This is a genomic window from Spongiibacter sp. C9W, from assembly GCF_057370015.1.
Window position 1 is genome coordinate 1,372,369 of record NZ_CM170672.1, and the last position, 26,673, is coordinate 1,399,041.

At 55.2% G+C, this 26,673-nt stretch carries 23 protein-coding genes; 9 read left to right on the forward strand and 14 right to left on the reverse strand.

The annotated features are described in order from the left end of the window. Window positions 1–49: 49 nt before the first annotated feature. The 3 genes from AC2Q8J_RS06555 to AC2Q8J_RS06565 all read right to left on the reverse strand — a co-directional run bounded on the left by AC2Q8J_RS06555 (window position 50) and on the right by AC2Q8J_RS06565 (window position 3,300). Window positions 50–1,066 (reverse strand): glycosyltransferase family 2 protein, encoded by a 1,017-nt coding sequence (locus AC2Q8J_RS06555; RefSeq protein ID WP_486452452.1) that lies wholly within the window; start codon window positions 1,064–1,066, stop codon window positions 50–52. A gap of 59 nt (window positions 1,067–1,125) precedes the next feature. Beyond that, window positions 1,126–1,815: a sugar transferase gene (locus AC2Q8J_RS06560; protein WP_204995230.1), complete on the reverse strand. Its 690-nt coding sequence runs from the start codon at window positions 1,813–1,815 to the stop codon at window positions 1,126–1,128. 237 nt (window positions 1,816–2,052) lie between these two features. Next, window positions 2,053–3,300, reverse strand: coding sequence for an oligosaccharide flippase family protein (locus AC2Q8J_RS06565; protein WP_286836733.1), 1,248 nt, complete (start codon window positions 3,298–3,300; stop codon window positions 2,053–2,055). A 303-nt stretch (window positions 3,301–3,603) separates the two neighbouring features. On the opposite strand from AC2Q8J_RS06565, the gene AC2Q8J_RS06570 reads away from it, so the two are divergent. The 3 genes from AC2Q8J_RS06570 (at window position 3,604) to AC2Q8J_RS06580 (ending at window position 5,324) form a co-directional block, all read left to right on the forward strand. Then, the gene (locus tag AC2Q8J_RS06570) at window positions 3,604–4,575 is read left to right on the forward strand and encodes a DMT family transporter (protein ID WP_486452453.1); all 972 of its coding nucleotides are present in this window, start codon (window positions 3,604–3,606) and stop codon (window positions 4,573–4,575) included. Between the two features lie 88 nt (window positions 4,576–4,663). Beyond that, complete coding sequence (locus AC2Q8J_RS06575) at window positions 4,664–5,080, forward strand: hypothetical protein (RefSeq protein WP_286836731.1); 417 nt, start codon at window positions 4,664–4,666, stop codon at window positions 5,078–5,080. Between the two features lie 118 nt (window positions 5,081–5,198). Further along, on the forward strand, window positions 5,199–5,324 hold the full coding sequence (locus tag AC2Q8J_RS06580; RefSeq protein WP_275587302.1) for a hypothetical protein: 126 nt from the start codon (window positions 5,199–5,201) through the stop codon (window positions 5,322–5,324). A 45-nt stretch (window positions 5,325–5,369) separates the two neighbouring features. Here the strand turns inward: AC2Q8J_RS06580 and AC2Q8J_RS06585 are convergent, their stop codons facing one another. The 3 genes from AC2Q8J_RS06585 to AC2Q8J_RS06595 all read right to left on the reverse strand — a co-directional run bounded on the left by AC2Q8J_RS06585 (window position 5,370) and on the right by AC2Q8J_RS06595 (window position 7,824). Further along, window positions 5,370–5,864: a nitroreductase family deazaflavin-dependent oxidoreductase gene (locus AC2Q8J_RS06585; protein WP_286836730.1), complete on the reverse strand. Its 495-nt coding sequence runs from the start codon at window positions 5,862–5,864 to the stop codon at window positions 5,370–5,372. Between the two features lie 56 nt (window positions 5,865–5,920). After that, the gene (locus AC2Q8J_RS06590; RefSeq protein WP_486452454.1) at window positions 5,921–6,814 is read right to left on the reverse strand and encodes an acyltransferase; all 894 of its coding nucleotides are present in this window, start codon (window positions 6,812–6,814) and stop codon (window positions 5,921–5,923) included. A gap of 128 nt (window positions 6,815–6,942) precedes the next feature. Further along, window positions 6,943–7,824 carry a LysR substrate-binding domain-containing protein gene (locus AC2Q8J_RS06595; protein ID WP_486452455.1) on the reverse strand — a complete coding sequence of 294 codons (882 nt, stop codon included), beginning with the start codon at window positions 7,822–7,824 and terminating at the stop codon, window positions 6,943–6,945. A 109-nt stretch (window positions 7,825–7,933) separates the two neighbouring features. On the opposite strand from AC2Q8J_RS06595, the gene AC2Q8J_RS06600 reads away from it, so the two are divergent. Next, window positions 7,934–9,883, forward strand: a complete 1,950-nt coding sequence (locus AC2Q8J_RS06600; RefSeq protein ID WP_486452456.1) for an acetoacetate--CoA ligase — start codon at window positions 7,934–7,936, stop codon at window positions 9,881–9,883. A 14-nt stretch (window positions 9,884–9,897) separates the two neighbouring features. Here AC2Q8J_RS06600 and AC2Q8J_RS06605 read toward each other — a convergent pair whose 3' ends face one another. Further along, the gene (locus AC2Q8J_RS06605) at window positions 9,898–10,683 is read right to left on the reverse strand and encodes a DUF1295 domain-containing protein (RefSeq protein ID WP_286694456.1); all 786 of its coding nucleotides are present in this window, start codon (window positions 10,681–10,683) and stop codon (window positions 9,898–9,900) included. Further along, window positions 10,680–11,612, reverse strand: a complete 933-nt coding sequence (locus tag AC2Q8J_RS06610; RefSeq protein WP_286836726.1) for an oxidoreductase — start codon at window positions 11,610–11,612, stop codon at window positions 10,680–10,682. The genes AC2Q8J_RS06605 and AC2Q8J_RS06610 overlap by 4 nt, the downstream gene beginning before the upstream one ends. A 62-nt stretch (window positions 11,613–11,674) precedes the next feature. Here AC2Q8J_RS06610 and AC2Q8J_RS06615 point away from each other — a divergent pair, with 62 nt between their 5' ends. The 4 genes from AC2Q8J_RS06615 to AC2Q8J_RS06630 all read left to right on the forward strand — a co-directional run bounded on the left by AC2Q8J_RS06615 (window position 11,675) and on the right by AC2Q8J_RS06630 (window position 16,912). Further along, window positions 11,675–12,265 carry a tRNA-uridine aminocarboxypropyltransferase gene (locus AC2Q8J_RS06615; RefSeq protein WP_286836725.1) on the forward strand — a complete coding sequence of 197 codons (591 nt, stop codon included), beginning with the start codon at window positions 11,675–11,677 and terminating at the stop codon, window positions 12,263–12,265. 184 nt (window positions 12,266–12,449) lie between these two features. Beyond that, window positions 12,450–13,397 carry an NAD-dependent epimerase/dehydratase family protein gene (locus tag AC2Q8J_RS06620; RefSeq protein ID WP_286836724.1) on the forward strand — a complete coding sequence of 316 codons (948 nt, stop codon included), beginning with the start codon at window positions 12,450–12,452 and terminating at the stop codon, window positions 13,395–13,397. Between the two features lie 38 nt (window positions 13,398–13,435). Next, window positions 13,436–16,033: a TonB-dependent receptor gene (locus tag AC2Q8J_RS06625; RefSeq protein WP_486452457.1), complete on the forward strand. Its 2,598-nt coding sequence runs from the start codon at window positions 13,436–13,438 to the stop codon at window positions 16,031–16,033. A 66-nt stretch (window positions 16,034–16,099) separates the two neighbouring features. Continuing rightward, complete coding sequence (locus tag AC2Q8J_RS06630) at window positions 16,100–16,912, forward strand: SDR family NAD(P)-dependent oxidoreductase (protein ID WP_486452458.1); 813 nt, start codon at window positions 16,100–16,102, stop codon at window positions 16,910–16,912. A 12-nt stretch (window positions 16,913–16,924) separates the two neighbouring features. On the opposite strand, the gene AC2Q8J_RS06635 is transcribed toward AC2Q8J_RS06630, so the two are convergent. The 5 genes from AC2Q8J_RS06635 to AC2Q8J_RS06655 form a co-directional block, all read right to left on the reverse strand. Further along, the gene (locus AC2Q8J_RS06635; protein WP_486452459.1) at window positions 16,925–18,217 is read right to left on the reverse strand and encodes a DsbA family protein; all 1,293 of its coding nucleotides are present in this window, start codon (window positions 18,215–18,217) and stop codon (window positions 16,925–16,927) included. Window position 18,218: 1 nt separating this feature from the next. Beyond that, complete coding sequence (locus AC2Q8J_RS06640) at window positions 18,219–19,184, reverse strand: PleD family two-component system response regulator (protein WP_288362779.1); 966 nt, start codon at window positions 19,182–19,184, stop codon at window positions 18,219–18,221. A 3-nt stretch (window positions 19,185–19,187) separates the two neighbouring features. Next, entirely contained in the window at window positions 19,188–23,423 is a 4,236-nt protein-coding gene (locus tag AC2Q8J_RS06645; protein ID WP_486452460.1) for a response regulator, read from the reverse strand. A 186-nt stretch (window positions 23,424–23,609) separates the two neighbouring features. Then, window positions 23,610–24,401 carry a polyphosphate kinase 2 family protein gene (locus AC2Q8J_RS06650; protein WP_424142675.1) on the reverse strand — a complete coding sequence of 264 codons (792 nt, stop codon included), beginning with the start codon at window positions 24,399–24,401 and terminating at the stop codon, window positions 23,610–23,612. An 18-nt stretch (window positions 24,402–24,419) separates the two neighbouring features. Further along, window positions 24,420–25,499 (reverse strand): ADP-ribosylglycohydrolase family protein, encoded by a 1,080-nt coding sequence (locus AC2Q8J_RS06655; RefSeq protein WP_486452461.1) that lies wholly within the window; start codon window positions 25,497–25,499, stop codon window positions 24,420–24,422. Window positions 25,500–25,664: 165 nt separating this feature from the next. Between AC2Q8J_RS06655 and folE the strand changes: the two genes are divergently transcribed. Further along, on the forward strand, window positions 25,665–26,318 hold the full coding sequence (gene folE / locus AC2Q8J_RS06660) for a GTP cyclohydrolase I FolE (protein WP_204995211.1): 654 nt from the start codon (window positions 25,665–25,667) through the stop codon (window positions 26,316–26,318). A 24-nt stretch (window positions 26,319–26,342) separates the two neighbouring features. On the opposite strand, the gene AC2Q8J_RS06665 is transcribed toward folE, so the two are convergent. After that, a complete protein-coding gene (locus tag AC2Q8J_RS06665) occupies window positions 26,343–26,654 on the reverse strand; it encodes a DUF6482 family protein (RefSeq protein WP_204995210.1) in 312 nt (103 codons plus the stop codon). Window positions 26,655–26,673 lie beyond the last annotated feature (19 nt).

Here is a 26,673-nt window from a genome sequence, read left to right on the forward strand (position 1 = left end):
GGGCGCGCCTAACAACAAGCTTTGTTAAGGACTCCATTTGTAGGCGCACCTATGACGGCATTGACGACATAATCAGTCGCTCAACGGTGTCGTATCCGCGAGTGGGAAGAATCAGCAACAGCGATGCGCACCCGGCCGTTAGCACCGTTTTTACAGGATCCCTAAGCGAGATCGTCCAGTCACTGCGCAGTGATTTCACCAATAACAGCGCCGCATTCTTCGCATCTCTCGATTGAATGGCACGCCGGCAAAGGTAGCGATACTGGTAGGCACGCGCCAAGCCTTCGTGGTCGTTAAAAAATGATGGCGACAGTGCGCGATTTTTGTCGACATTGCGCTCCCAGGCGGCCAATTGCTTGACCCAGTTCGCCGATAAGCCGTCTCCATTTACGCGGTAGTTCGTTAAGGCCTCCGCCAGCCCCTCGAATCGCCACGACGTCGAGAGCGCAATCCGTAACCAACATTCCACATCCTCGGACTGTCTAAAGGATTCATCGAAGAATTGCGGGTCGCGATGGCCAACAGCGGCGTTCGTGAAGGCGATGTCCTTAAATACGCCTGCGCGGAAGACGGGCGCAGAGCCATTGCCCACCGGGTTTCTACAAAATATATCGACTGCCGTGACGCCCGTTGTTTTCGGGTACTGGCCGATCCCCATATCGACACTGGCTTCGTTCATAAACCGCGATGCACTGTAGCTAACACCGATGTCAGGGTCGGACAGGAGATGATCTACGTGCCTGGCAATTTTCGTTGAATGCCAACTGTCGTCAGCGTCTAGCAGGGCAATAAATTCGCCGTGCGCGTGGCGAATACCGGTATTGCGCGCACCGGCCAAGCCCCTGTTTTCTTGCTGAATAACCACAATGCGCGAGTCCTGGTAGCCCCGCACGATGTCGGCACCGTTGTCCGGAGACCCGTCATCCACCGCAATTATCTCCAGGTGTGGATAGCTCTGCGCAATAACAGAGTCAATACATTCGCGAAGATAGGCCGCTGCGTTATACATTGGAATAACAACGCTTACTAAGGGCTGATCGCGGTGTGCTGAGTGAGTATTTTTCATCGCTGGTTCCTCATTCGCTATTACTGGCAGTGCCGGGCAGATACCCGACAGCCCGCTCTTCAATACGCTCCGCTTCCCGACAACACTGCGGGTACCGTTTTCAACGCTATTCGCAAATCAGTGGCCAGGCTTTGTTGGCGGATATACTGCAGATCCAGCTCCACCTGCTGATCAAAATTCAAATCTGCTCGACCAGACACCTGCCATAGGCCTGAAATTCCAGGTAATGCCTTCAAACGTCCGCGCTGATACTCGCTGTATTGAGCCACTTCTGCAGGCAGTGCCGGGCGAGGGCCGATCATCGACATTTCGCCGCGCAGTACATTAATCAGCTGCGGCAACTCATCGATTGAGTATTTGCGAATAAACTGCCCTACCCGTGTCACGCGAGGGTCGTTTACGAATTTCTTGCAGATACCATCCCGGTCACCTGACATTGATTCCACTTGTCTATGCAGTGCTCTGTCAGTACACATCGACCGAAACTTATAAATTGAAAACTGCTCGCCATTCTTTCCGACACGCTGCTGACGGAAGAAAATTGGGCCGCGGCTTTCAAAAAGAATGGCCGCCGCTGTAACGACGAGTAGCGGTGACAGCAGCAATAGCAATCCGCCACTTAATACAATGTCGTAGCTACGCTTATAACCACTGCGTAGAAATTTCCGCAGAGATAACCCGGCGGGCATGAACAGACTGGAAATAAAAATTAGGTAGGCACTGGAGACCTGATTCTTTATTGCTTGCATATCAATTACCCCATTGGTGTTCGCTTTCCAGGGAAATTGCAACCGCTATGCCAAACAAAAAAATTAAATTAACTTTATGTTTTTATTATGTTTTTATTATGTTTTTTTAAAAATAATCGCTAAAAAACTTTACCGCTACTGCAAAGCTATTCGCATTTTGCAAGGCAGCTTGCCGACTAAAGCGACGATCATCAGGGGAAAATAAAAGACGGGGTAAGCACGCCGAGCGCAGTGGCGCTATGCGGCAGATAAAGGCGCGCGAATAACACCGCGAGGTGCGCGGTGTATCATCACGAGTACCGCCCACGCGCCGCCGAGATAGCAAATAATCATCGCCAGGGCGACGGCTTGCGCTCCCAGAAAACTCGACGCCGCGATCACCGCACAAAACAGCGCGGTGAAGGCCACGGCAATGTGATTTTCACTGCGTAAGTTGTCAGCCGCACGAAAATACATACTGGCAGACTCAAACACCATTCGAGGAACCGCCGACAGACACAAAAGCGCAACAAGCACACTGGCTGGCGCCCATTTCTCGCCGAACAGTAACGGCACGTATAACGGCGCCAATAGTGCCTGGCAAAGAATCACTGGCGCGATGAGTCGCATCGCCGTTTTTAAACTTGCGTAATAACTCGGCTCCAGTGCGCCACCCTCGCGACGGGTATCACACAGTTTCGGCAGCAAGGCCGTATTAAAGCTGTTTGTCAGCGACAGACTGATTCCCAGACCGGCATTGCGCGCAAAGGCATAAAGTCCAAACAGGTCAGCTGGTAACAGGCGGCCGAGGATAAATAAGTCAAATTGACCGCGGCCGTTTTTTAAGCACTCTGCGAGCAATACCCCTCCGGAATAGCGTCGCGCGGTCACCAGTTCCTGCAATGAAAATTGCAGCTTGGGCACCCAGCGGATACGCCGATTAATCACCACTACCCACACCACAGCGGCAAATAACTTGGGCCAAATGACGGACCAGACACCGAATCCGCTCAGCGCCAGTGCGGCACTGATCAAGTTATCCATTGTCACCGTGGCCCCCATAATCAGACCCGCTTCCTTCATGCGGCTATCACGCTGTAAGAGGTTAAATTGAACCATCGCAAAGGGGTAAATTAAGTGACTAAATGCCAGCGCCTGTAACAGCGAGGCCAAAACGGGAGATTGGTAAAGGTCGGCGATAAGGGGGGCGAGGAAAAACTGCAGCGCAAACATCGCGATGCCGATAGACAGGTTAAGCCAAAACACCGTCTGCGAAACCCGCCCCAGTTTGTGCTCCTCAGCTTTGACGATTAGGTTGCCAATGCCATTGGCAGCAAGAATTCTCACAATCTCCGCGGTCGCTAGCGCGAGCGCCGCGAGTCCGTAGTCCTGCAAACTCAAACAGCGAGCCAGGATGAGTGTCGTGATCAATCGCGACACGCGAACCATCAGTTCGCCGGTTGCCAGCCAACTGAGATTACGCCGAAAACTGCTTGCTGATTTCATGCCCTTGCCCTGAAACACCACTAATAAATGACTGGTCCGTTTACTCAGCAAAAGCCAGGCCAACCTTTTCCTGATTAAAAATTGGCGCTAAAGGCCATTACCACGGGCGTTGAACCCGAAACGTCCGGCAAAATGCTAGCCAAGCGCGGATAAATCTGGCTTGATTCGCATTTTGCGAAGCAACCTACAACGCGAACAGGGTCGTATCGACGCAAAGCGTGAAATGCCATTTCGTCTAAGCAGCGATAAGAGTCTGCTAACAGCGTGCTATTCACCCGAGCAAACCTCTATTAGGACGTTCCAATGATTGAAAATACGGCCAATGCATCCAACAAGCTGCCCGCAGATGCCATTTTCATCATCGTTACGCTGTTGGCAGCCATCAGCTGGATCTTCTCCAAGGAAGCCGTCGCCATCATGCCGCCGCTGCTGTTCATGTCGGTACGCTTCCTTATCGCCGCCGTCATTCTGGCGTTGGTGGCAAGAGCGGAGTTGCGGGTTCTCAGCCGCGCGCACTTTATCCGCTGCGTGAAGGTCGGGATGGTCTTTGGCATTGCCATGAGCCTTTGGGTCGAAGGGCTCGCGGCCTCCAACCACGTCGGTGAAGCGGCGTTCATCGTCAGTTTGGGCGTCATTCTAGTGCCGGTCATTGCGGCGCTGTTATTCAAGGAGTCGGTTCCGCGCAGCACCTGGGTCGCGCTGCCAGTTGCCTGTGTTGGGCTCGCCCTCCTTTCTCTGAATCAGCAATTGCGGCTAGAGTTATCGCAACTGCTATTACTCTGTGCTGCGGCGCTATTTGCGCTGTATTTCAATTTGAACACGCGCGCGGCCAACCCGATGTCACGCGCCGATAAACACGGACACGCTCAACACGTTCCGCAGGTGCCAGTATTGGCACTAACGACCTTGGTATTGACCACCGTCGCGGCGGTTACCGGACTACTATCAGCACTGCTCGAGACCTGGCACATCAGCGTATTGGCCGGGCAACCGATGGTCTGGCTATGGGTCACGCTCTCTGCAACCGTTGGCACGGCGCTGCGCTTTTACCTGCAAACCTACGCACAGAGCCTGTCGCCGTATAGCAACGGCGTTATTATCATGGTGCTTGAGCCGGTGTGGACGGCACTGATCGCGGCGGCATGGTTTATGGAGCGCCTTAGTGCAACGCAATTGCTAGGCTGCCTGATGATATTCCTCGCGCTGATGATTACTCGGTGGCGAGCGCTTCAAGGTTTACTGAAATCTGTCTTTCGCAAACGCCGAAGTCCTTAACTCTATCTGCGTTGAGCCGCATCAAGATACTTCCAGCAAAAATGCGCTAAAGTGCGCGTTTACTCACTTGCCGCTGAAGAGATTGTCTATGTCACGAGGCATGAAGATTTACGCGTTTTTTATCGCCGCGCTCGCCCTCACCGTAATGGTAAATATCTTTTACGAGCCCTCGGAGGTTCGCGCATTGAATGCGGTATTGAAGCAAGACGACAAACTCAATAGCTACCCCTACCGCTTTCGCGTTTTAGCGGTAAAAAACGGTGTCGCGGTAATGACGTCACCTCGCTCAGCAGATGTGCCAGTGCCCGTCATCATTAAGGTTATTGACCCTTCTTTGCAGAACGTCTCTGTCAGCGAAGAGCGTTTTTTTGAGGCTCAGCAAATCTTGGCCGACCTGCAAGCCTACGCCAGAGAGCAGGTTATGGCTCAGGAGGGCATCAGCCGCGTTATCTGGAAGCTGGACGAGGAGTGGCTGCTCAGCCACGGCGTTAAACTGCCCCACTAAAACCCTGCGCACACACCTAGTAGCCTGAATATGCTCGACTATACTGTTACTCGTTAGTATCGGTGGGCACACCGTTTTTCCCACCATACTCAGTGGCCTTTAAGCAGAGGAAGACACCATGTCGAAGAAAGCGAAAAAGAAAATCACCAGTCTGAAAAAAGCCATCAAGCAGCGAAAATCGAAAATAGCCAAGCACGAAGGCAAACTCGCCAAACTCAAGAAAAAGCTGAAGAAGGCGGCTTAGCAACAACGGATCAGGGGCGTAAAGCAGCCCCTACCATTGCGCCGTTTATGGCGCTGTCGGCTCGCAACAAAACACGGGGATATCTCGGTCAGTGCGCGCCTGGTATTCATCGAAATCGGGATATAGGCTAACTAAGTGAGGCCAGAGTTCCCGCTTGGTATCAGCGTCCACTTCTCGCGCCGTGTAGGCGAGGCGCTCGCGCCCAACTTGAATCGTAATCGCCGGGTTCGCCTTGATATTGTGATACCACAAAGGGTGCGATGCCATGCCTCCTTGGGAGGCAACCAGCAGCTTCTTGTCACCCAGCGGCAGATGAATCAGTGCGATCTCTCTGGCTTTACCCGTTTTTTTGCCCGTCATACCAACAAGACAAATGGGATAACCGCCGGGAAAGTTTTTCATCAACCTCCCGCCACTTTTCTTATACACCCAGACATTGAAGCGGGTGTAGTGACGCATAACGGTCTTTATTACGCCTGACCAGCTCTCTGGAATACTGGCTACATCCTCGCGTCGTGTTTTTACATAGTCGAATTTCATATTCTGCCTGCCCCTATTTTATTGTTATTGGCCATGGGTCTTTTCACCTCAGAGAGTCATCGGTGAAGCTCTTCCATCAATTGGTCCTTTTCCTTCCACAGTGCGCTAACCCATTGCTGGAACTCATAGCGGAAGTCCTCATCGTCGCTGTAGCTACGACCCAAAAATTCGCTGGGAATCTCTCGTTTCTGCACGCGAACCTTAACGTTATCCACCCGTCCGCAAAGGAAGTCGCCAAAGGACGGCTGTGTGTGGCCGGGGTAAGCAATAGTAATATCGACTAAGGTTTTGACACTTGAGCCCATTGCTCCCACAACAAAGCCGATGCCACCTGCCTTGGGTTTTAGCAGCCATTTATAAGGGGACTGCTGCGCGTCATGTTTGGCAGGGGTATAGCGCGTACCTTCCAGGAAATTGAAGACCGACACGGGTAAATGCTCAAACTTCTCACAGGCGCGGCGGGTGCTTTCAAAGTCTTGGCCACGTTTTTCTGGGTGCTTTTCCAAGTATTCCTTGCTGTAGCGTTTCATAAACGGGAAGTCCAACGCCCACCAGCACAAGCCTATTACCGGCACCCAGATGAGCTCCTGCTTCAGAAAGAACTTGAGCATTGGAATTTTTCGATTCAGCAAATGCTGAAGAATAAAGATATCGGCCCAGGACTGATGATTAGAGGTCACCAGATACCACTGGTCCTTGTCGAGTTGTTCAATACCATCCACTTCCCACTGCCTGCGCTGGGTTAAGCGCATCCACTGAGAGTTGATCGCGATCCACAATTCGGCAATCCACACTGCCGCCGCTGTGCAGCGGCGTTGAAAGCCCACTAGCGGCACAAGAAAGCGCAGTAGCGATACCGCCATCAAAAACGGCGCCAGTACAACGGTATTCATGGCCAACAGGCACGCAGCGAGAAATCCTTTTACCACAGGCGGTAAAAAACTGAGCATCCGTCCTTCCCCTCTATTGTTGTCATCACCCCAGCTATCACCCGAGTTGTCACTGGGTCGCGGCCGTATTTTAGGGTATCCCTGCGGGGGAAGGTAGCGCTGCTAACATCACCCACCTCGGCAAGCCCCTAGCGTTCCATCAATAACGCTCGCATCGCCACTGCTGCGGATGACAGCTGCTGTCGTCGGCGCCTGATAATACCCACTCTGCGCTCGATGCATCGCCCGTTTATCGGCTTACAGCGGGCGCCCAATTGATGCATCTGCTCCTCACACAACGCAGGTACTAGCGCCACCCCCAGACCAGCGGCCACCATTGCACCCACGGTAGTGAGCTGGAACGCCTCAAAGATCGCCGGGGGCGAAAGTGACTCCCTGGCAAGGGCATCTTCGGTCCAGCGGCGGGTGCTGGAGCCCCTGTTCAGGGTAATCACCGTATCGCCGAGCAGGTCTTTTATCCGCAGACGACTGCGCGTCAGTAAGGGGTGTGCCTCTGGCAGTACCGCCACAAAGCGGTCGGTGAAAAGCGCTTCAAATTCCAGCCCTTCACTATCGTCTGGCTCAAAGGCCACGCCAAGTTCAACACGGCCAGCGCGTACCGCTTCAATAAGCTCTTCCATCACAATATCGCGCACCGCGATATCAATATTGGGGAACTGCTGCCGGTAGGTCGCCAACACAGCAGGCAGGCGTGTGCTGGCAAACGAGGGCATTGCCGCGATGGTCAACTTGCCTTGTTGTAAGCTATACAAACGCTGCAAGTCGGTAAAGGCATCGGACCAGTCCCGCAGCAGGCGCTGAGCGGTTGGCAAAAATGCACTGCCCTCGGGGCTTAAACTCAGCGACCGGGTCGAGCGCAGAAACAGGCTTCCACCCACTTCATCCTCGAGGTTCTTCACCGCCATGCTCAGCGCCGGTTGCGATATATTCAATTGCTCACATGCCTGCGCGAAGCTGCCTGTCTCGGCCACAGCAACAAAGGCGCGCAACTGTTTAATACTGACATTCATAAGAAAATATTATTAATTAATAATTATTATCAATTTGATAAAAATATCTCAACAAGGCAGTCTACGTCAATTACCCTATCACTCGCTCCAGCTATAGAGACATCGAATAATGAAGAACTGTCTTTGGGAACCTTCGGCGGCGCGCATTCAGCGCAGCCAATTGAGCCAATTCTTGCAGCAGCTCGACCGAGAGCAGCAACGCCAGTTCGACAACTACGCCGACCTGCACCGCTGGTCGGTGGAGTCCCCCGAGGCTTTTTGGCAATCGGTGTGGGACTTTTGCGATATTCGCGCCTCACAAACGAGCGACCAGGTTCTAGTAGACGGGAACCAATTTCCCGGTGCGCGATGGTTTCCCGATGCTCGTCTGAATTTCACTGAAAACTTGCTGCGTAACCGCAGTGATAAAACCGCGCTGATTTCCCGGCTGGAGAACGGCCGGCGCGAGACGATCAGCTACGCCGGCCTCTACCAACAAGTCAGCCAGTTAGCCCAGGCGCTGCGCAATGCCGGTGTTGGTCGCGGCGACCGCGTTGCCGGCTTTATGCCTAATATCAGCGAAACCGTCATCGCCATGCTGGCGAGCGCCAGTATTGGCGCAGTCTGGTCATCGTGTTCCCCGGACTTTGGCATTAATGGCGTGATGGATCGCTTTGGCCAAATCCAACCCAAAGTACTATTTGCCTGCGACGGCTATTTCTACGGAGGGAAAACCCTCGACAGCTTACCGCGCGTGTCGCAGATCAAGGCGCAGATCAGCAGCATAGAGACGCTGATCATTGTCCCCGTCAGCCGCACCGCCGAGGAAATATCGCTGCCCGAAGGGGCAACATTGTGGGCGGAGACACTCGCCGCGTATTCGCCGAACGATATTGCGTTCGAGCAGCTGCCTTTCGACCACCCGCTTTACATCATGTACTCGTCGGGCACCACCGGGGTACCGAAGTGCATCGTCCACAGCGCCGGCGGCAGCCTCATTCAGCACATGAAGGAGCACCGCTTACATACCGATCTGGGCAGTGACGACACGCTGTTTTACTTCTCCACCTGTGGCTGGATGATGTGGAACTGGCTGGTAAGCGGCCTTGCCTGCGAAGCAACCCTTGTACTATACGACGGCTCTCCCTTTTACCCACAGCCGCAATCGCTGATGGACATGGCCGACGAGGAAGGCATTTCTATTTTTGGCACGAGCGCCAAGTACATCGAAGCGCTGCAAAAAGCCGGGGTAAAGCCCGCTGAAAGCCATCAACTCAGCGCCTTAAAAGCCGTGTTATCAACCGGTTCGCCATTGTCCGACGAGAGCTTTCGCTATGTGTACCGGCACATTAAACAGGATATTTGCCTGTCATCGATTTCCGGCGGCACTGACATCCTGTCGTGCTTTGTTCTCGGCAACCCCTGCCTTCCCGTTTACGAGGGTGAGATTCAGTGTCTCGGCTTGGGTATGGCAGTAGAGGTTTGGGACGATGATGGCAACGCCGTTGTCGGTGAGAAGGGCGAAATGGTCTGCACTCGCCCCTTCCCCAGCGCCCCCATCGGGTTTTGGAATGACCCCGACAATGCCAAATACCGCGCGGCCTACTTCGACACCTACCCCAATGTCTGGGCCCATGGAGATTACGGCGAGATCACCGAACACGGCGGCATGATTATTCACGGCCGCTCCGACGCCGTGCTCAACCCCGGCGGCGTGCGCATTGGCACCGCGGAAATTTACCGCCAAGTTGAAAAGGTGGCCGACGTTGTCGACAGCATCTGCATCGGGCAACAATATCAAGGCGATGTGCGAGTTGTACTATTTGTAGTGCTGCGTGAAGGCTGCACGCTGGACGACTCCCTGCGCAATACCATCCGCAATACCATTCGTCAGGAAACCACGCCGCGCCATGTACCGGCAAAAATTATCGCAGTGGCAGAAATTCCACGCACGATCAGCGGCAAGATTGTCGAGCTGGCGGTGCGCGATGTGGTTCATGGCAAAACCGTGAAAAACGTCGATGCTCTGGCCAACCCCGATGCGCTGGCCCTCTTCAAAGATTTGCCAGAACTCCAGTAACCCAGGGTCGCCCTCTACAAAATACCCGGAAATACCGCTTTGCGGTGTGCCGGGTAATTGTCGAAGGTCTGCCGATACCACTGGTGATTACTGAGAGCACGGGGAAGCAAGTTCGCCAAGGTCCACAATAGGAAAACGGCCCCCGCCGACGACCACGTTGCGAGCGCCCAACCACACCACACCATGATTTCTCCCAGATAATTGGGACACGACACCCACTCATACAGCCAGCCACGCGGTATTTTGTAACCGCTCTCTCCCGGCTTGCGCAGTGCGGCCAACATGGCATCGCTGCGACGATTGACGTAATAGCCGACGAAAAACAGCGCAACACCTAAGATCAAGCGTGGGTCAGTAAGCCATGCCGCGGTGTAATCCATCGCCAACGACGACCAGGACAGTATGCTGGCGTTGAGAAACGAAATGCCAAAGTTGGTGAACAGCGCGATCAGCGGCAGTAACAAGGGAGTTTTATCGCCCGGCTTAACGCTGCGCTTAAACGGGTAGATAAAACTGCGCTGGAAGTAATGTACCTGCCACAGCGCAAACAGTAATAACGGCACGGGCTGCCAAGCGTTGTCACCCAGAAAATAGATCACCGCAAAGCCGATTGACGACGGCGCCTCCATGATCACCCATGCCACGCGCGTCGGCACTCCCGGCCCCCACCACCAGGCGCGATCCTCGGTATCGTGGCGACCGTACGATGCCTTAATAAAAAACTGCAGTACCACAAATACCAACACCGACATTGCCGCGTAGGCCATTAGCAGGCCGTCGTGCCACTGTATAACCGTCATAACAACCTCACACCACATAAGTCTTCAGACTGGCGCCACAGCTCCGCTGCCAACGCCGGATCCTGCGCTGCCGCCACCGCCGCCACCTTGGTGGGCGGGCCGCGAAATTCAAAGGGGCCGGCTGGGCCGATATAGTCACCACCGCTAACCACTGGCGACGTCGCCGCATACAGCGTTGGCCAGGCTCCCTGCTCTGCTGGCTGCGCCAAAATTCGATTCCCCAAATACGCAATCCACTCCCACAGACGCCGCCGCAGCCCCGCCGGCGCATCGCTGGCATAGGCGACGTTGGTTGCCGCATAGCCCGGGTGGGCGGCAAGACTGAGGGCCTCCATGCCCGCGGCGTCAAAGCGACGCTGTAACTCCAGTGCAAAACTCAGATTCGCTAATTTGGCGCGCGCGTATGCCGCGACTTTGGAGTAAGGCGTGTGCTGCCAATGCAGATCATTCATTAGCAATTGCCCCTTGCGCGCAGCGAGGCTGGAAACCGTGACCACCCTCGCCTGTGTCGCCGCACGCAGTGCCGGCAACAGTTGCGCGGTAAGTGCAAAATGACCAAGGTGGCTGACAGCAAACACCATTTCATGGCCGCGCGCATTGCGCAGCAGCGGCAGACCCATCACCCCGGCATTGTTTACCAAACAGTCGAGTTGCCCATGTGTGGACAAAAACACGTCAGCCGCACGGGCAACTGAATCCAGGTCAGACAGTTCCATGGTTATCGCCGATAGCTGCGCGCCAGGCACAAGCTGCTGAATGCGCTGCAGCGTTTGATCGGCCTTTTCCTGGCTGCGGCAACTGACGACTACCCGCGCTGAGCGCGCCGCCAACTGCGCCGCCGTTTCAAAGCCGATGCCGCTATTCGCGCCAGTGATCAGCACAGTTTTGCCCGACAAGTCGGCAATTTCATTCGGGGTCCAGTGCGCCATGAATTCCTTTTCCTCTATAGTGGTAGCCTCAACGACGCGCGACATCTTAACCGGAGACTCCATTGGCACGCTCACACTGCGACGCATGCAACCGCCCAACGAAAACCTGCCTGTGCGACGTTATTGTCACGCGCCGCTGTGCATATGAGCTGATTATTCTACAAGACCCGAAAGAGGCACGGCATGCTCTCTCCTCGGCCCCGTTACTGCAGCGCTCAATACAAGATAGTCGATTAGTCGTCGGCGAGTATTTTCAGCCCGAGGCCTTGTTGGGCCCAGACTGGCGCAAGCAATGCCTGCTAATCTTTCCCGGCGAAAACCCGCTCAGCGCGGCGCAAGCACAGCAACGTCAGTTCTCCCAGATACTGTTGCTCGATGGCAGCTGGCGAAAAGTACGGCGACTGTTGCACTTGAACCCCTGGCTCACAGAGTTGCCCTGCCTCGCTATTAGCCCTTCGGCGCCCAGCCACTACCGTATCCGAAAGTCCCCCCGCAGTGACGGTCTATCAACCATCGAGGCCGCTGTGGCCGCGCTGAATGCGCTTGACCACAGCAGCAACTATAGCGACATCCTCGCCGCCTTCGATCAAATGATCGATTACCAAATTGCCGCCATGGGCGCCGCCACCTTTCGCAAAAACTATCCCGCCTAACCCCGCCTATTTCTTCCTATGCACGCCTTGTATGGCGAGCGTGGCGTCGACGCCGCGACGTTGACTTATGTAACGCAATTATATATCTTGCCGAGTAACTTATGTAAACCAGTTACAAAAAATAACGAGACATTATGCAGTCGCACTGTTCACAAGCTCGCCGTAAAGGCAAAGGCCTCGCCCGATGAAAGTACTGGTAACAGGGGCGTTTGGTAACCTGGGGCAATTGGTGGTGGAACAGCTATTGGCCGACGGCCATCAGCTGCGCTGCTGCGACCTGGATGCGCCACAACAGCGGCAATTAGCCAAACCCTATCAAGCACGCTGTGAAATCCTGCTGGGCGATATCACTGATAGCACCCAGCACGCGGCGCTAGTCGACGACATGGATGCCATCGTCCACCTCGCCTCAATGCTGCCCCCCTTAACCGAGCGTGCACCCGCTGTCGCTCATCGGGTAAACGTCGACGCTAGCTGTTCACTTATCGACCAGGCGCAAGCGCAGTCGCGGGCCCCGCTGTTTATCTTTCCATCGTCGGTAACCGTGTTCGGACACTCACAACGCCAGGCGCCACTGCGCCATTGTGCAGACCCGGTGATCGCCACTGACAAATACACCGAGCACAAGCTGGCAGTTGAGCAATACCTTCAGCAATCGGCTATTCCCTGGGTGATTATGCGAGTGGGGGTCTCGGTAGATGCTCGCACCACGCGAACAGAGCGCGAGGTACTTCGACAGCTGCTGGCGATTCACCCTGACACGCCGCTGGAATACATTCACCCCCGCGATGTCGCGCTAGCGATTAGTCGAGCACTGAGCTGCCCCGCCGCGCAAGCCAAAACACTTTTACTCGGTGGCGGGGAACGCTGCCAAATCAATCAACGGCAATTCATCAATACCGCGTTTCAAGCGCTGGGATTGCCACTACCAGAGGGTATTCACGGACAGGCAAATTTCTACACCCATTGGATGGATACGCGCGAGTCCCAGGCACTGCTGAATTATCAACGGCACAGCTTCGAAGACTACCAGCAGGAAATGCACATGCTCTTTGCCAACGTCAGGCGTCTACTCTGGCCACTTCGGCCGATATTGCGGCCGCTTCTGCCAACGGTGCTCAAGCAACTTTAACCCTTAAACCTATGCAGATAATGATAAAGGTGTGTTCTATGAAAACGCAGAAAAACCACCGCCTTCCTCTCACACTGGCAGGACTCATGGCGGCAACCCTGCCCCCCGCCGTGGCGGCGAACCAAGGCAGCTCCGCGGGCATGATTGAAGAAGTGATCGTCACCGCGCGAAAACGCGCTGAGAGCATTCAGGAAACGCCGGTCGCCGTCACCGCGATCACCGGCGACTCGCTACGTGAGCAGGGCATACTCGGTGCTCAGGAGCTGAGCAAGTCGGTGCCCAGCCTGCAAATCAACAACAGCACATCGCCACAAATTTTTATACGCGGCATCGGCCAACGAGCGCCCTTTGCGCGCTTCGACCCGTCAGTGAGTGTCTATTTAGATGGTATTTTCATCCCACGTCCGGATGGCCAGCTCTTGGATACCATCGATGTAGACAGCGTTCAGGTTCTGCGTGGGCCGCAGGGAACGCTGTTCGGTAAGAACAATACCGGGGGCGCCCTGGTCTTCACCCTGACCAAACCGGGAGAAGAATTCGGCGGCTATATTGAGGGCAGTCTCGGTAACTACAATGAGCAGCGCCTGCAGGCCGCGGTCGACTTACCCATCAATGATGAATTGCTGACCCGCATATCGGTAAACACCCGCCGCCGCGACGGTTTCCTGAAGGACGCCACCGGCCGGGAAAATCAGTCGATCGATCGGCTGTCTGCCATTTTCCAAACGCGCTGGCTAGCAAGCGATGATTTAACCATCGACGGCTTTGCCTTTGTCGGCCGCACGCGGGAAAACTTTCCGTCTTACCACTGCCGCATTATTAATGACGACGCCCTGTTTGTAGACGGCCTCGGGATACTCTGGCCGGGTGATACCGACCCGAACAACCCCAGCGCCTATCGCGACAACTGCGCCGCGAACGCCCGCGAATCCCAGAAGGATTTGCATACCAACCAAGGCGACAGCCAGCGACAGCATAAGGATCAGGATGAGCTCATGCTGGGCCTGACCTTCGACTACCAGTTCAATGCCGACCACAGCATGAAGTCGATCATCGGCTATCGGGATGCCACCAAATACAACCCTCAGACAACCGCAGACGAAGGCGGCCCTGCTGAGTTTCTGCGGGCAGATTTGCTGGACGACAGCCTTCAGGAGTCCCTCACATTCGAGCTGCAATTTAACGGCGTGTTGTTCGATAGCATCGATTATGCCGCCGGTATTTTCTGGCAGGACGAGTACAAATCGGAGCGCTTTAACACCGCCAACCCGCTCGTTGGCTCTGAGCCCATTGATTTTCTCGGGCTCGCTGCCGGACAGGCCGGGTTAGACCTGGACATGCTCACCGACCTTCTCAGTGGTATCACTGGCCTCATTCCCGGTGGCACTGTGCCGCTCGTGGCCGCCGCGCTGCCATTGGCCACCGTTCAAGACTTTGACATCGACGGAGAAACCTTCGCCGCCTTTACACAGGCAACATGGCATATCACCGATCACCTAGAACTGACGGTAGGTGGCCGTTACACCGAAGAAACCCGCGATTCTTATCTGGTAACCCGCAGCGCCGACCTGGCGGAAGTAACCTCTATTGTGTCCAGCGCCGACCCGCGCTTTGTGCCGCTTTTACCGTCCATGGGGGCGATGGCCTTCCTGGGCCGGTGGTCACAGGACCCGCTCAGCATTGCCAACAATATTCTGCGCGAGCGCTTCCCCGGCGATATTCGGGCACCACTGGGCGACGCCAAGATTGATGAAAGAGAGGATACTTTCCGTCAATTCACGCCCATGGCATCGGCCGCGTATATTTTCCCTGAAGAACTGCTCGACGGCAGCCTGATTAATTCAGCAATGGTCTATGCGACGTGGAGCAACGGCTTTAAATCCGGCTTTCAGGAGCCCTTTGGTTTAGACGGCCTGAGCGTAGTTGAACCCGAAGAGCTCGAAAACCGCGAAATCGGTATCAAGATCGATGCGCTAGAACGCTCTCTGCGGATCAATCTTGCGGCCTACTCCATGACGTTTGAGAACATGCATCTAATCACTGTAAATGTTGATTCGAACAACACCTTGGTAGTCGGGTCACAAAATGCTGGCGAATCGCTGATCGAAGGTGCCGAGCTGGAAGTCATGTGGTTCCCGTCGATGAACACCATGGTGAACTTCACCTACAGCAACAATAACTATCGCTACGAAGAGTTCATGGACAACGACTTGAAGTCGCTGGCGTTGCGTGGCGAATTCGTTCCCATCGACCGTTCTGACGAAGAATTTGCAGTATCGCCGGAAGAAACAGCGGCACTGGGTATCCAGTACACGCTCAATACCGAGTTCGGTCGCTTCGTGCCGCGACTAGACGCCAGCTATAAGAGCGATATTTACCTCGGCCTGGACCGAGGCGCGTGGGAGGCGTCAAAACGCAAGGAAGCACTCACGTATGCCGATGCCTATGTGCTCTTCGACGCGCGCCTGAGCTGGAGCAACGACGCCGATGACCTGAGCATTGCCGCCTACGTGAAAAACCTGACCGACGAGCGCTACGACATTGGTGCGGTAGCCGCCGGCGACAGTATCGGCACACTCACTACCGTGCTCGGCGACCCGCGCACCTACGGCATAGAACTTCGTAAAACCTTCTAACCTTCCTGTCATTCGGCAGTGTTCGGCCCACCCTCCGGCCACTGCCCTTTTTTTACGAGCGAATTGATGAACCCTTTTACAGCTAAAACGGCCTTGATCACTGGTGCCGCCGGTGGCCTCGGCAGTGCGCTGGCGGCGCTTCTGGCCAGTAAAGGTTGCCACCTCGCGCTGGTTGATATCAACGGCGACGCACTCAAACAGTTAGCGGATTCACTGGAGGGACAAGGTGCCACAATTTCTTGTCACACCGCCGACCTCTGCGACCGCCATCAGCTGATTGATCTAGTCGATGCACTGAAAGAGCAGTACACATCGATTGATATTCTGATAAACAACGCAGGGATCACTCTGCAGAAGAGTACTGAAAATCACCGCCAAGCGGATTGGGAAAAGGTTTTCCAACTGAATTTTTTTAGCGCTGTGTTTCTCAGTCGAGAATTGCTGCCGCTGCTCAGAAACAGCGGGCAAGGACACATCGTCAACCTATCTAGCATGGCAGCATTCTTCGGCCTTCCCAGCCAGTGTTCGTACAGCAGTAGCAAAGCGGCCCTGCAAAAATTCAGTGACTCGTTACGCGCGGAACTAAGTGGCGAGGGAATCGGCGTCAGCTGTATTCATCCGGGAGCCATTAAGACCAATATGATTCTGGCCACACTCAAAGAATCGGACGATGTACAGCAGGCAGAGAAAAATATGCGACTGGCGCAGCGCGTTGGCGTGAGTGCACATCACGCCGCGCAGCGCATTGTAAGTGCGATAGAGCGCAACAAGCGCAGTATTTGTATTGGCGTCGACGCGAGGGTATTTAAAATTGTCAGCGGCGCATTTCCCGGCCTGTTATCACAGCTGCTGGCAAAAACATTTGCTCGCCTGAGCTAAGCGACAAGTCGCTTAGCAGCGGTGCAGGGCTGCGCTACCAATCATGGCATTTTCAACAATGCCAATGCGGTCCTGCCCCCATAGCACTAACTCGCCATAGCGAAAACTCGGCACGCCCCAGCAACCCATGGCATACATCTCTTCCAGGTTTTTTTGCACCGCGCCCCGCCAGTGTTCATTGCCGAGTTGTTGTCGCGCCGTCTGCCAATCCAAACCACAGCGCTGAATAATGCGCTTGAGTCCACGATCGCTGGCGGCATCAATACCTTGAGCATTTACGCCGCGGGCAAAACTGAGCAAAAACGGTAGCAAGCGTCCACTAGACTCCGCGTAGTCACAAAGTGCATAGCAACGCTCCACGGCATTGCCCAGCGGGTCGGCAACAAAACCGTACTCCAGGCCCTGCTTTTTCGCCTCCCGAACCGTGTCATGAAAAATATACATTTTCTTGTCAGGAGGTACAGGCATCCCGCGCATCATCATCGGCAGCACCGGCTTCACCTCAAGCGCGATGCCGTAGTGCTCACTCAGCTGCGCCGCCTTCTCTAACGCCAAGTATGAATAGGGGCTGCGTGCAGACCAATAGAGCACCAAGGGCAGATCGGGATCGACAATATCGGCGCGCTCACCGCGACAAAAACCGCTGTAGCTGCGCGTATACACCGCCTTTTCATCCGGCCGCTTTGCACCGCCTTCGGCAATAAGCCGCCGCTCAAGGTGATCCAGCCGGTCCACGCCCCAATACCATTCCGGCGCACAGTAAATCATCGCCCCAGCGTAATGCCCCAGCGTTTGTAAGCGTTGAGAATTTTCCGTCAGGCACTGACTGGCCCAGGAATCCAACGCAAGTAATTGCGTCGGCATCCGCCCCTGCCAAAGCGCCGCCAGCAGGGCGCGCGCTTGCCGCGGAAAATCGTCTACGGGTAACGACAGCAGGGATACCGCCGTATGGTCGATAGCGGCCTGCTCTAACGCGGGCAATTGTGAGGGAAAGTCTAAGTTGTATAGCCTGGCAAGATGTTCAGCGTCGCGACAGGCATACTCCCGCCACATGGTTTTTTCCGGGTACATGTCCTCGGGCGACTCGACGATCACCCACCACTTTACCTCGACATTAAAGCGCGAGCAGACATCGTCCATTACCTGCAATAGTAAATAGCTGTAGGGGTCATCAACGCGAATGAACACATCGAGCGTATGCAGCCTGCCGGCCAAACGCCGCTTCGCGCTGTGGTAGCCCCGCCGCAAGGAAAGTAAGGACGTACTTGAAAGCACCCGGGCAAGGTGGGGCATTAGCGGGTTCATGTCACGACTCGGCTTGCTGAGCTAGCGGAAATTGCACGCCACAGACGCGGTTGCGGCCAGATTGCTTGGCAAGATACAACTGCTCATCGGCAACTTTGAGCAGGTCCGGTGGCTCCAGTGCATCGCACTCGGCGGTGGTCGCAACCCCGAGACTCACCGTTACCGTTGCCGCTGTTTTCGATTCAACGTGGGGGATCGCCAGCCCTTCAACGGCCTGGCGCAATTTTTCGGCAATATGTTTGGCGCCCTCCAGGTCGGTATCCGGTAACAGGCAGACAAATTCCTCACCGCCGAAACGGGCGAGCATATCGCGTCCGCGCTCAACGCTGGAAGCCAACGCCGATGCTATTGCCTTCAAACACTGGTCACCGTCCAAGTGGCCATAGTGGTCGTTGTAGAGTTTGAAGTGATCAACATCAACCATTAGCAACGAGAGGGGCGACCCTGAACGGCGACATGCCCGCCACTCGGCATCCAGCCGCTCATCGAAAATGCGTCGATTGGGCACGCCGGTCAAACCATCCAGGGAAGCAAGCATGCGCAGCGCATCGGTTTGCGCTTTCAGTGTGAGCTGCGTTTTTACCCGAGCTCTAACCACTGCGGGGTTTACTGGCTTGCTAATAAAGTCGACAGCACCCACCTCCAGGCCGTGGGTCTCCTCTTCGGGGCTATTTTGCGAGGTTACAAAAATCACAGGAATGTCGGCGGTATCGGCATCCTCTTTCAAGCGTTGGCAGGTTTCCAGGCCATCCATACCCGGCATGATCACGTCCAGCAATACCAGATCGGGCTGTTTGTCTCGACACAGCGCCAGCGCTTGCTCACCACTCGTCGCCATGAACACTTCGTGATCGTCAGCGAAAATCTGATAGAGGGTCTGGATATTCACCGGCTGGTCGTCGACGAGCAGTAGCTTTGGCAGCGACCGCAACATCGGCTTCACCCAGTCGAGTGCCTTTTCCGTCATTGTTTACAGCTCCGTATTACTGTTTTGCGCGTCGAGCTCTGCCTTAACACGCTCCAGCGCAGCAAGGGCACCGGCAAAATCGAGACTCGCTATGGATTCCGCCAGTATCTCGGCTCCGGCGACCGCTGCCAAGCCCCCTTCCGCGCGGAGCGTATCGTGCACGGCCATCGCGCGCATATTACTGTCCCGAAGGAGGGCTTCTAGCTCCTCACAACCCTTGAGTAGCTGCGCGGCATCCACCTTGGTATGCCCTTCATCGCCTGCACTGGGCGCGGGCGTCAACTGGTTCGCCAACTCACTAAAAACGGCACACGCGCGTTTTAATTCAGCGTCTGCATGCTGAAGATCCTCAGCAAGGGCATCGGCACTTGCCCCCTGTTTACAAGCATCCTCAAGATCACCCAACATCTGCGCCAGCGCCGAAGCCCCCAGCGTGGCGGCAACACCGCGCACAGTATGCAGTTCACGAGTCGCCAGCGGCGCGTTATTTCCACGCAGGCTTTTTTCAACCAGTTTGAGATCGCCGCAATGCCTGTCGGCAAATCGTCGCGCCTGCGTGGCCAGCAAGCCGCGATTATTCCCCATGCGCAGCAAGGCTTCCTTAAAATTGAAGCCCTCCGGTGACGCTGGCAAATCGGGCTCGACACGCTCAACCACAACTGACTCATCGGTCACTGCCTCTCGCCCCGCGGCCTTTAACACGGCATCAACCAATTCAGACAGCTCAAATGGCTTGCCTACATGATCATTCATTCCTGCGTCTAAGCAGGCCTTGCGATCAGATGGCAGGGCGTTGGCGGTCATCGCGATGATGGGCAGATCTACCAGACCCATTTCCTGGCGAATCTTCCTGGTCGCTGTCAGGCCGTCCATCTCAGGCATTTGCAAATCCATCAATACAGCATCAAAGGGCGATGCACTCGTGCGTATTTGCTCCAGCGCCTCCAAGCCGTTTTCAGCCAACTCGATCTCAGCGCCCTCCAATGCCAACAGCTCCCGCGCCACTTGTTGGTTGGTGAGATTGTCCTCCACTAATAACAGGCGCATACCTGCCAGCGAACCCTTCGCCACTGGACTGACAACCTGGTTCTTGTCGCTGTCATCCACCTCGGAGACTGCCTCTACCGGCTTCGGCTCCGCCCTCGCCGGCAAGCTCGGTGCCACAGCATGTGTCAGCGCTTCGCTAACCGCATTGAAAATATCTGAGGCGGTTACCGGCTTCATCAAAAAACCATCCATCGGGCTGCCGCCCTCGCGCTCTTCCTGCGCGTATACATCTTTCGCGTGGGCGGTCACCATCACCAGTTTTGGACAGCGCTCACCCTGTTCGCGGCGGATCGCCTCAGCGGTTTGCCAGCCGTTCATGCCCGGCATCATCCAATCGATAAACACGACGTCGTATGGCGCCGAGGCAGCGCGGATTTTTTCCACGCCGGACTCGCCATCCGCCGCTTCGTCGCAGTGCCAGCCCATCGACTCGCAACTGGTAGAGATGATCTGTCGCGCGTTGGCGTTGTCATCAATACACAGTATACGAAGACCCTGTAAACCCTGAGAGAGTTCACGCGCACGCGGTGCCGAGCGCTCTGCCCCTTCGACATTTTCTAACAACAGGCTAAATGAAAACGTACTGCCGCGGCCTTCCTCACTGTCGACTTCGAGTTCACCACCCATCATGCGGATCAAGCGCTGACAGATCACCAGGCCGAGCCCCGTGCCGCCATATCGACGGGTCGTTCCCGCCTCGGCCTGGGAGAAAGACTGAAAAATGCGCTGCTGCTGTTCAACCGACATGCCAATACCGGTGTCGCGAACGCTGAAACCCAAAACAATGCGCTGGCGCTGCTGGTGCTGCACCACCACACTGATCATCACTTCGCCGCTATCGGTGAACTTCACGGCATTCCCGGCGAGATTGATAAGCACCTGCTTGATACGCAGGGCATCACCACACACCTGACTGGGAATGGCCGGGTCCACATTGAAGAGTATTTCCAATTGTTTTTCGTCAACATTCATACTCAGAATATTGGCGATATCGCGCAAGACCTCGTCCACGCTAAAGGGGTGAGGGTCCAGCAACAGCTTACCCGCCTCGATTTTGGAGAAATCCAGAATATCGTTGATGATCCCCAGCAAGGCCTCGGCAGCGCCACTGGCCTTTTGCACATAATCGTGCTGCCTTGCATTGAGGCCGGTATGATCCAATAGGTTTAGCATCCCCAGCACCGCATTCATCGGTGTGCGAATTTCATGACTCATATTGGCGAGGAATTCGCTCTTTGCTTTGCTGGCGTCCTCCGCCACCGCCCTGGCGTGCTCCAGCTCGCGCTGTTCTTGCTTGCGGGTGGTTAAGTCCACGGCCACGCTGAGGAAGCCCAGTACATCCCCCTCGTCGCTGAGCATCGATACGGTTTTTAATAACACTGGGAACTCTTGCCCATCCCGTCGACGAAATACCCACTCTCGTTCATCGCTGAAACCCGCCTTTAAAAGCGAATAGGTATCCAGCTCACCGCCCTGCTCAATCGCCTTGTCACGCAGGGCCTGGTTAAATTCGTCGCCGACAAAGAAGCTGTTGATATAGCGCTGGCCTACCACCTCTTCTTGGCGATAGCCGAGCATTTTTTCCGCAGCGGAATTAAACAGGGTGATTTTGCCCCTGGGGTCGCTGGCGATAATTCCGTAGCCGGCCTTTTCAAGAATTGCCCGCTGAGTTGCCAGGGTCTCACTCAGGTCCTTGGTACGCTGGGCCACCACCTCTTCAAGGGACTCATTGAGCTGGCGCAATTTGCTGCGCGATTCCTTCTCCTGGCTGATATCCCGGACGATCATCGCCGCGCTGGTTATTTTACCCGCGACCTTCACAGGCGAGACATTAATAGCGACCTCAATACGGTTACCCGATTTATCTTTCCGGTGCGTTTCCACATGCGGCACAGGCACACCCGCGCGCATCTGCTTTAGAAAAAGCTGCTCTTCATCTCTGCAGTCATCCGGCAAAATCAGTGACGCCGTCGTCTTCCCTACCACCTCGTCTTCGCGATAGCCGAACAGCAACTCTGCCGCTGCGTTCCAGCTAATCACCACGCCATCCAGACTGACCGCGATCACGGCATCGTTACTGCCATCGATAATCGCGACTCGCTCCGCATTTCGCTCAATGGCTTCGTCGCGTCGGCGCATATTCACAACGAACTGAAGAAGTAATATGAAGGTGATCAGCGTAAAGCACACAAAAACCGCCGCATTAAAACGCAGCATGCGAAATACCGCATCATCAACCAGCGCTTGATCGGCGGCGACAACCAACGTGACCCAATGGCGGTCATCGTAGGTCAATCGCTGTTTCAGTGAGTACCAAGTGGCTTCCCCACCGCGCTCACGATAGGGCCTCAGGCCATCGGCCATCGGCGCATCGAAGGCCTGCCCCCACTGATAGGACGGCCCAAGTTCGTAGGCCAGGGTTTTTTCACTGTAGGGATGCAACAAAAAATGCTGCTCTTCATCGAGGAGGTAAACTCGGTAGCCCTGCGGCAGATCTTCCCTGATCAATCGCTGGCTGTAGCTAAAATCCAGATTCATCACGACCACGCCGAACAGACGCTGTTGCGCGTCGAAAACCGGCGTCGCTATTCGCAGCGTGGGCCAAAGTGGGCGCTCGATCTTCCCGCGCTCGCGGTTAAAATTAACCCGCGAAAAATACACCTCGCCTTCATTGAGCTTGCTCGATTCTTTAACGTAGTCACTGTGGCCTTTTTGCTGCAACTGAGACTGGGGGATAATTTGAACCGACTCGCCATCACTGTCGACGCGCACTAATTCCCGCCCACCGTCATCCATTCCGATAAAGCGCAGCTGACGCACCTCACCGCGGCTGTACATGTAGGCACTAAAAATCTCTTGTAAGCGCTGCTGCCAGTCTTGCAGGTTGCTGCGGGTGTCGGGGTCTTCCCCGGAATTTTCCGAGGCGCGCATAATGCCAGAGATGGGCGGCGTGTTAGCCAGGAAAAGCGTGTCGCTTTCGTACTGGCCTATGTGGTTATCCAGCGCTCGCGCGCGGGCATCGAGAAGGCTGCTCAACACCTCGCCAACCGCCGACACTTCCTGTTCATAGGCACGACGCTCCGCCAGCGGAAACATCACAACAAATACACAGAGGAAGACCAGCAGCACACCGGCGAGTAATCGCGGGCCAAGCGTGTTGTAGATGTCCTTCAAGCGCTTAAAAATCAACATGCGTCCTTTTGATATCGCGTTTCATCCGTAGGGGTCACAACGGGATGTTACCGTCATTCTCGCACACCCTCCTTTAAAACATAGTGCACCGCCGCACAGCAGAGCTGTATTCGTATTGGCCCCTAGCCTTCTACCGGTATTGGTAAGAATCAGCGCGATAACGCTCACAATAACAACGCCTTGAATTCAATCGGCGCTGTCTTCCCGTCGTCGCTCCAGCACGCGCCGAGCCCTTGCGACAAAGGCCGCGTTGGCCTGCGGGTGTGCCGGCTCTCCGAGGTGCTGACGCCACTGCTCACTCAGGGCCTCCATACCGGCAACCCGGGCATGGTACTTGTCGTTCGCCGCAACAAGCTGCCACGGTACCGGCTGGGAGCACTGCTTCAACATGTACTCATAGGCCTGGCAATACTGATGATGAAACGGAAAGCTATTCAGGTCCGCATCGGTGATCTTCCAGTGTTTCTCCGGGCTTTCCAAACGGGTCAACAGACGATTGCGCTGCGTTTCTTTATCGATGTAAAACAGCACCTTAACCACCATAATCTGGTCGTCAACTAACATCCTTTCAAATTCGGCGATCTCGCGACACGCACGCTCCCGCTCTTTGTATCCGTGCTCGACATGTTCCACCAGAATACGCCCGTACCAAGAGCGGTCGAATACACACAATTGACCGGAGGTAGGCAGGCGCCGCCAAAATCGCTGCAGGTAGTGCTGCCCCGCCTCTATGGCATCCGGGGGCCCAATGGCATGGACCCGCACCCCTCGGGGGTCCATATACCGCAGGGCACGTCGCAAAAATCCCCCTTTCCCCGCCGCATCCGGGCCCTCTACCACGAGTATTGCACGGCGTCGGCTTCGGTATAATTGCAGCTGCAAAGCCATTAGATCGAGCTGGAGTTGATCGCGCCGCTGGCGGTAGAGTTTCTTTTCTAAAACAGGGTGTTGTAACGACGACAAGTCAATTTGAGTCAAAGAGCGCCCTTCCCTTAATTAACCACCATAACGTTGCTTCATTAGCGGGTCTTCGGGGGACTTCAAAAAGTCCGCTGCCAAGCAGTCTAGCAGCGCTTTATGCTCAAGGTCTTGTAGCCAATGCTGCGGAATATCATCGAGGCCGCGCCAGGCACCCAATAGCTGCCCCGCCAACGCGCCGCAGCTGTCACTTAAACCACTGTGATTAACCGACAGCACCAGACCAGAGGCAAAGTCCTCGGCGCACAGCAGTGAGTACAAGGCAACGGAAAACACGTCCAGGGCCATAGAGTCGCCACAGAGGGATTCTGCGGCACTGGCCGAGTTCGGCTGGGCATTGGCCAATTCAACGGCATGATCGATAGCTCGGCGCAAGGCTTGGCTGTCCTTATTGGGGCGCAGCTGCTCGTCGATCCGCGCCAGGCACGCCTCAGGCGGGTGACCATACAACAAGCCAAGCAACAGTATGCCCAGCGCGCCGCCGGTTAAACGACCATTAACGTGGCCATCGCTGAGGGCGCTGATATCGGCGCTGAGTGAGAACATTTCAGCACGCAGCGCCTCTCCCCAGAATTTGCGCATATCACTAACAAAGTGCACGGCGAGGGGCGCAATTCGGCTCAAACCGGCACCGAACTGGTACTGGTTGTCAGCCGTTACGCCGCCCTGCTGACTTTTACTTAACACCGCCAGAAAGCTATCGCGCGCTGCTCGCTGACTGTAGAGCCCGCGCTCTGCCAATAAGAAACTGCGCTGCTGCCCTGTGGTGGTTGTGGTCTGCGTGGATAGCCAACGTAAGTCCGCGCGATGAATAAAACTTCGCAAATCTGGCTGCTCGCCTCTCGCGCTCGCCACGCGGTAGCGGAGTATGCCTTCGGAGGTGAACATAAGGCGTTGCGTGTCGTCAGTGACCGCTCCCTTCCTTCCGTAGGCCGGCATATAGTCGAGTACGCCCCGCTCTCCGTATTGCTGCACAATATCGTCGAGACTAAAGAACTGCACCGGGGCGCCCAGCGCGTCACCTACCGCCCCGCCCAGCAAGCATGCTCTTTGGTAGTCAGCACTGTTTGCTGCCCAGTGCTCGCTCTGTTCGGCCATCTTTTCGCCTCACCTTTTTCCATCCTCTCACCAGTGTAGGCGCAAATACTGCGGCTTGCGGCTGAGACACAAACCGATCGATACGAGTACTAACTTGATTTACCGGTCAGGAAACCAAATATCTGTAAATTGCGTAAACGATGAAAAACAACACGAGACAAAAACATGATTTCCAAGGAAGCCAATGCCGTACACAGCGCATTACTGGAAGCGGGCCTAGAAACACCGATGCGCCCCCAAAGCTCACTGAATGACGACCAAAAAAAGCAGCGGATCGCCGACTTGATGCTGGGTGTTATGGAAACCCTCGGCCTCGATCTCAGTGATGACAGCCTTGAAGAAACCCCATCGCGGATTGCGAAAATGTATGTAGATGAAATTTTTTGTGGCTTGGATTACAACAACTTCCCGAAAATCACCAATATCGACAACAAAATGCGTGTCGAAGAAATGGTAAAGGTCAGTGGCGTTAGCGTAACAAGCACCTGCGAGCACCACTTCGTTACTATCGATGGCGAAGCCACAGTCGCCTATATTCCCGGCGAGAAGGTGATTGGACTGTCGAAGATTAACCGTATTGTGCGTTTCTTCGCACAACGGCCTCAGGTGCAAGAGCGCCTTACCCAACAAGTGTTGGTCGCTCTGCAAACCCTGCTGGAAACGGAAGATGTTGCCGTTACCATCGATGCGATTCACTACTGCGTGAAAAGTCGCGGCGTCATGGACACTAACTCACGTACACAAACCACAGCCCTGGGTGGCAGTTTTAAAAGCGACCCCAGCACGCGAAATGAGTTTTTAAGCCAGAGCTGCCGCTAATGCGGCAGCCGTCTTCACCCCGTCTTAAATTAAATGCTCGTCGCTGAGCGGCGCTATTGCGATGCGCATTTCCGTCTCTTCACTCTTAACTGGCTGGCCCAGCATTTCGTCATAGGCACTGCGCTGAATTAGAAAAAACGTTTGGCAACGGCAGTCGGCCAGGCGTCTTCGCAGGCTTGTTATGTCCCGCGTTACCATTCTCTTACCGCGCTCATAGACCGGGAAACTCCCGCCGTCAATAATCGCCGAAAGTACATACATACCGCCATCGAGAGAATGCACCTCGATCTCAGATACAGGGTAATGATTCAGGTCGTCAAATTCACATTTCGTCATAGGTCACCTCCGACTAGGT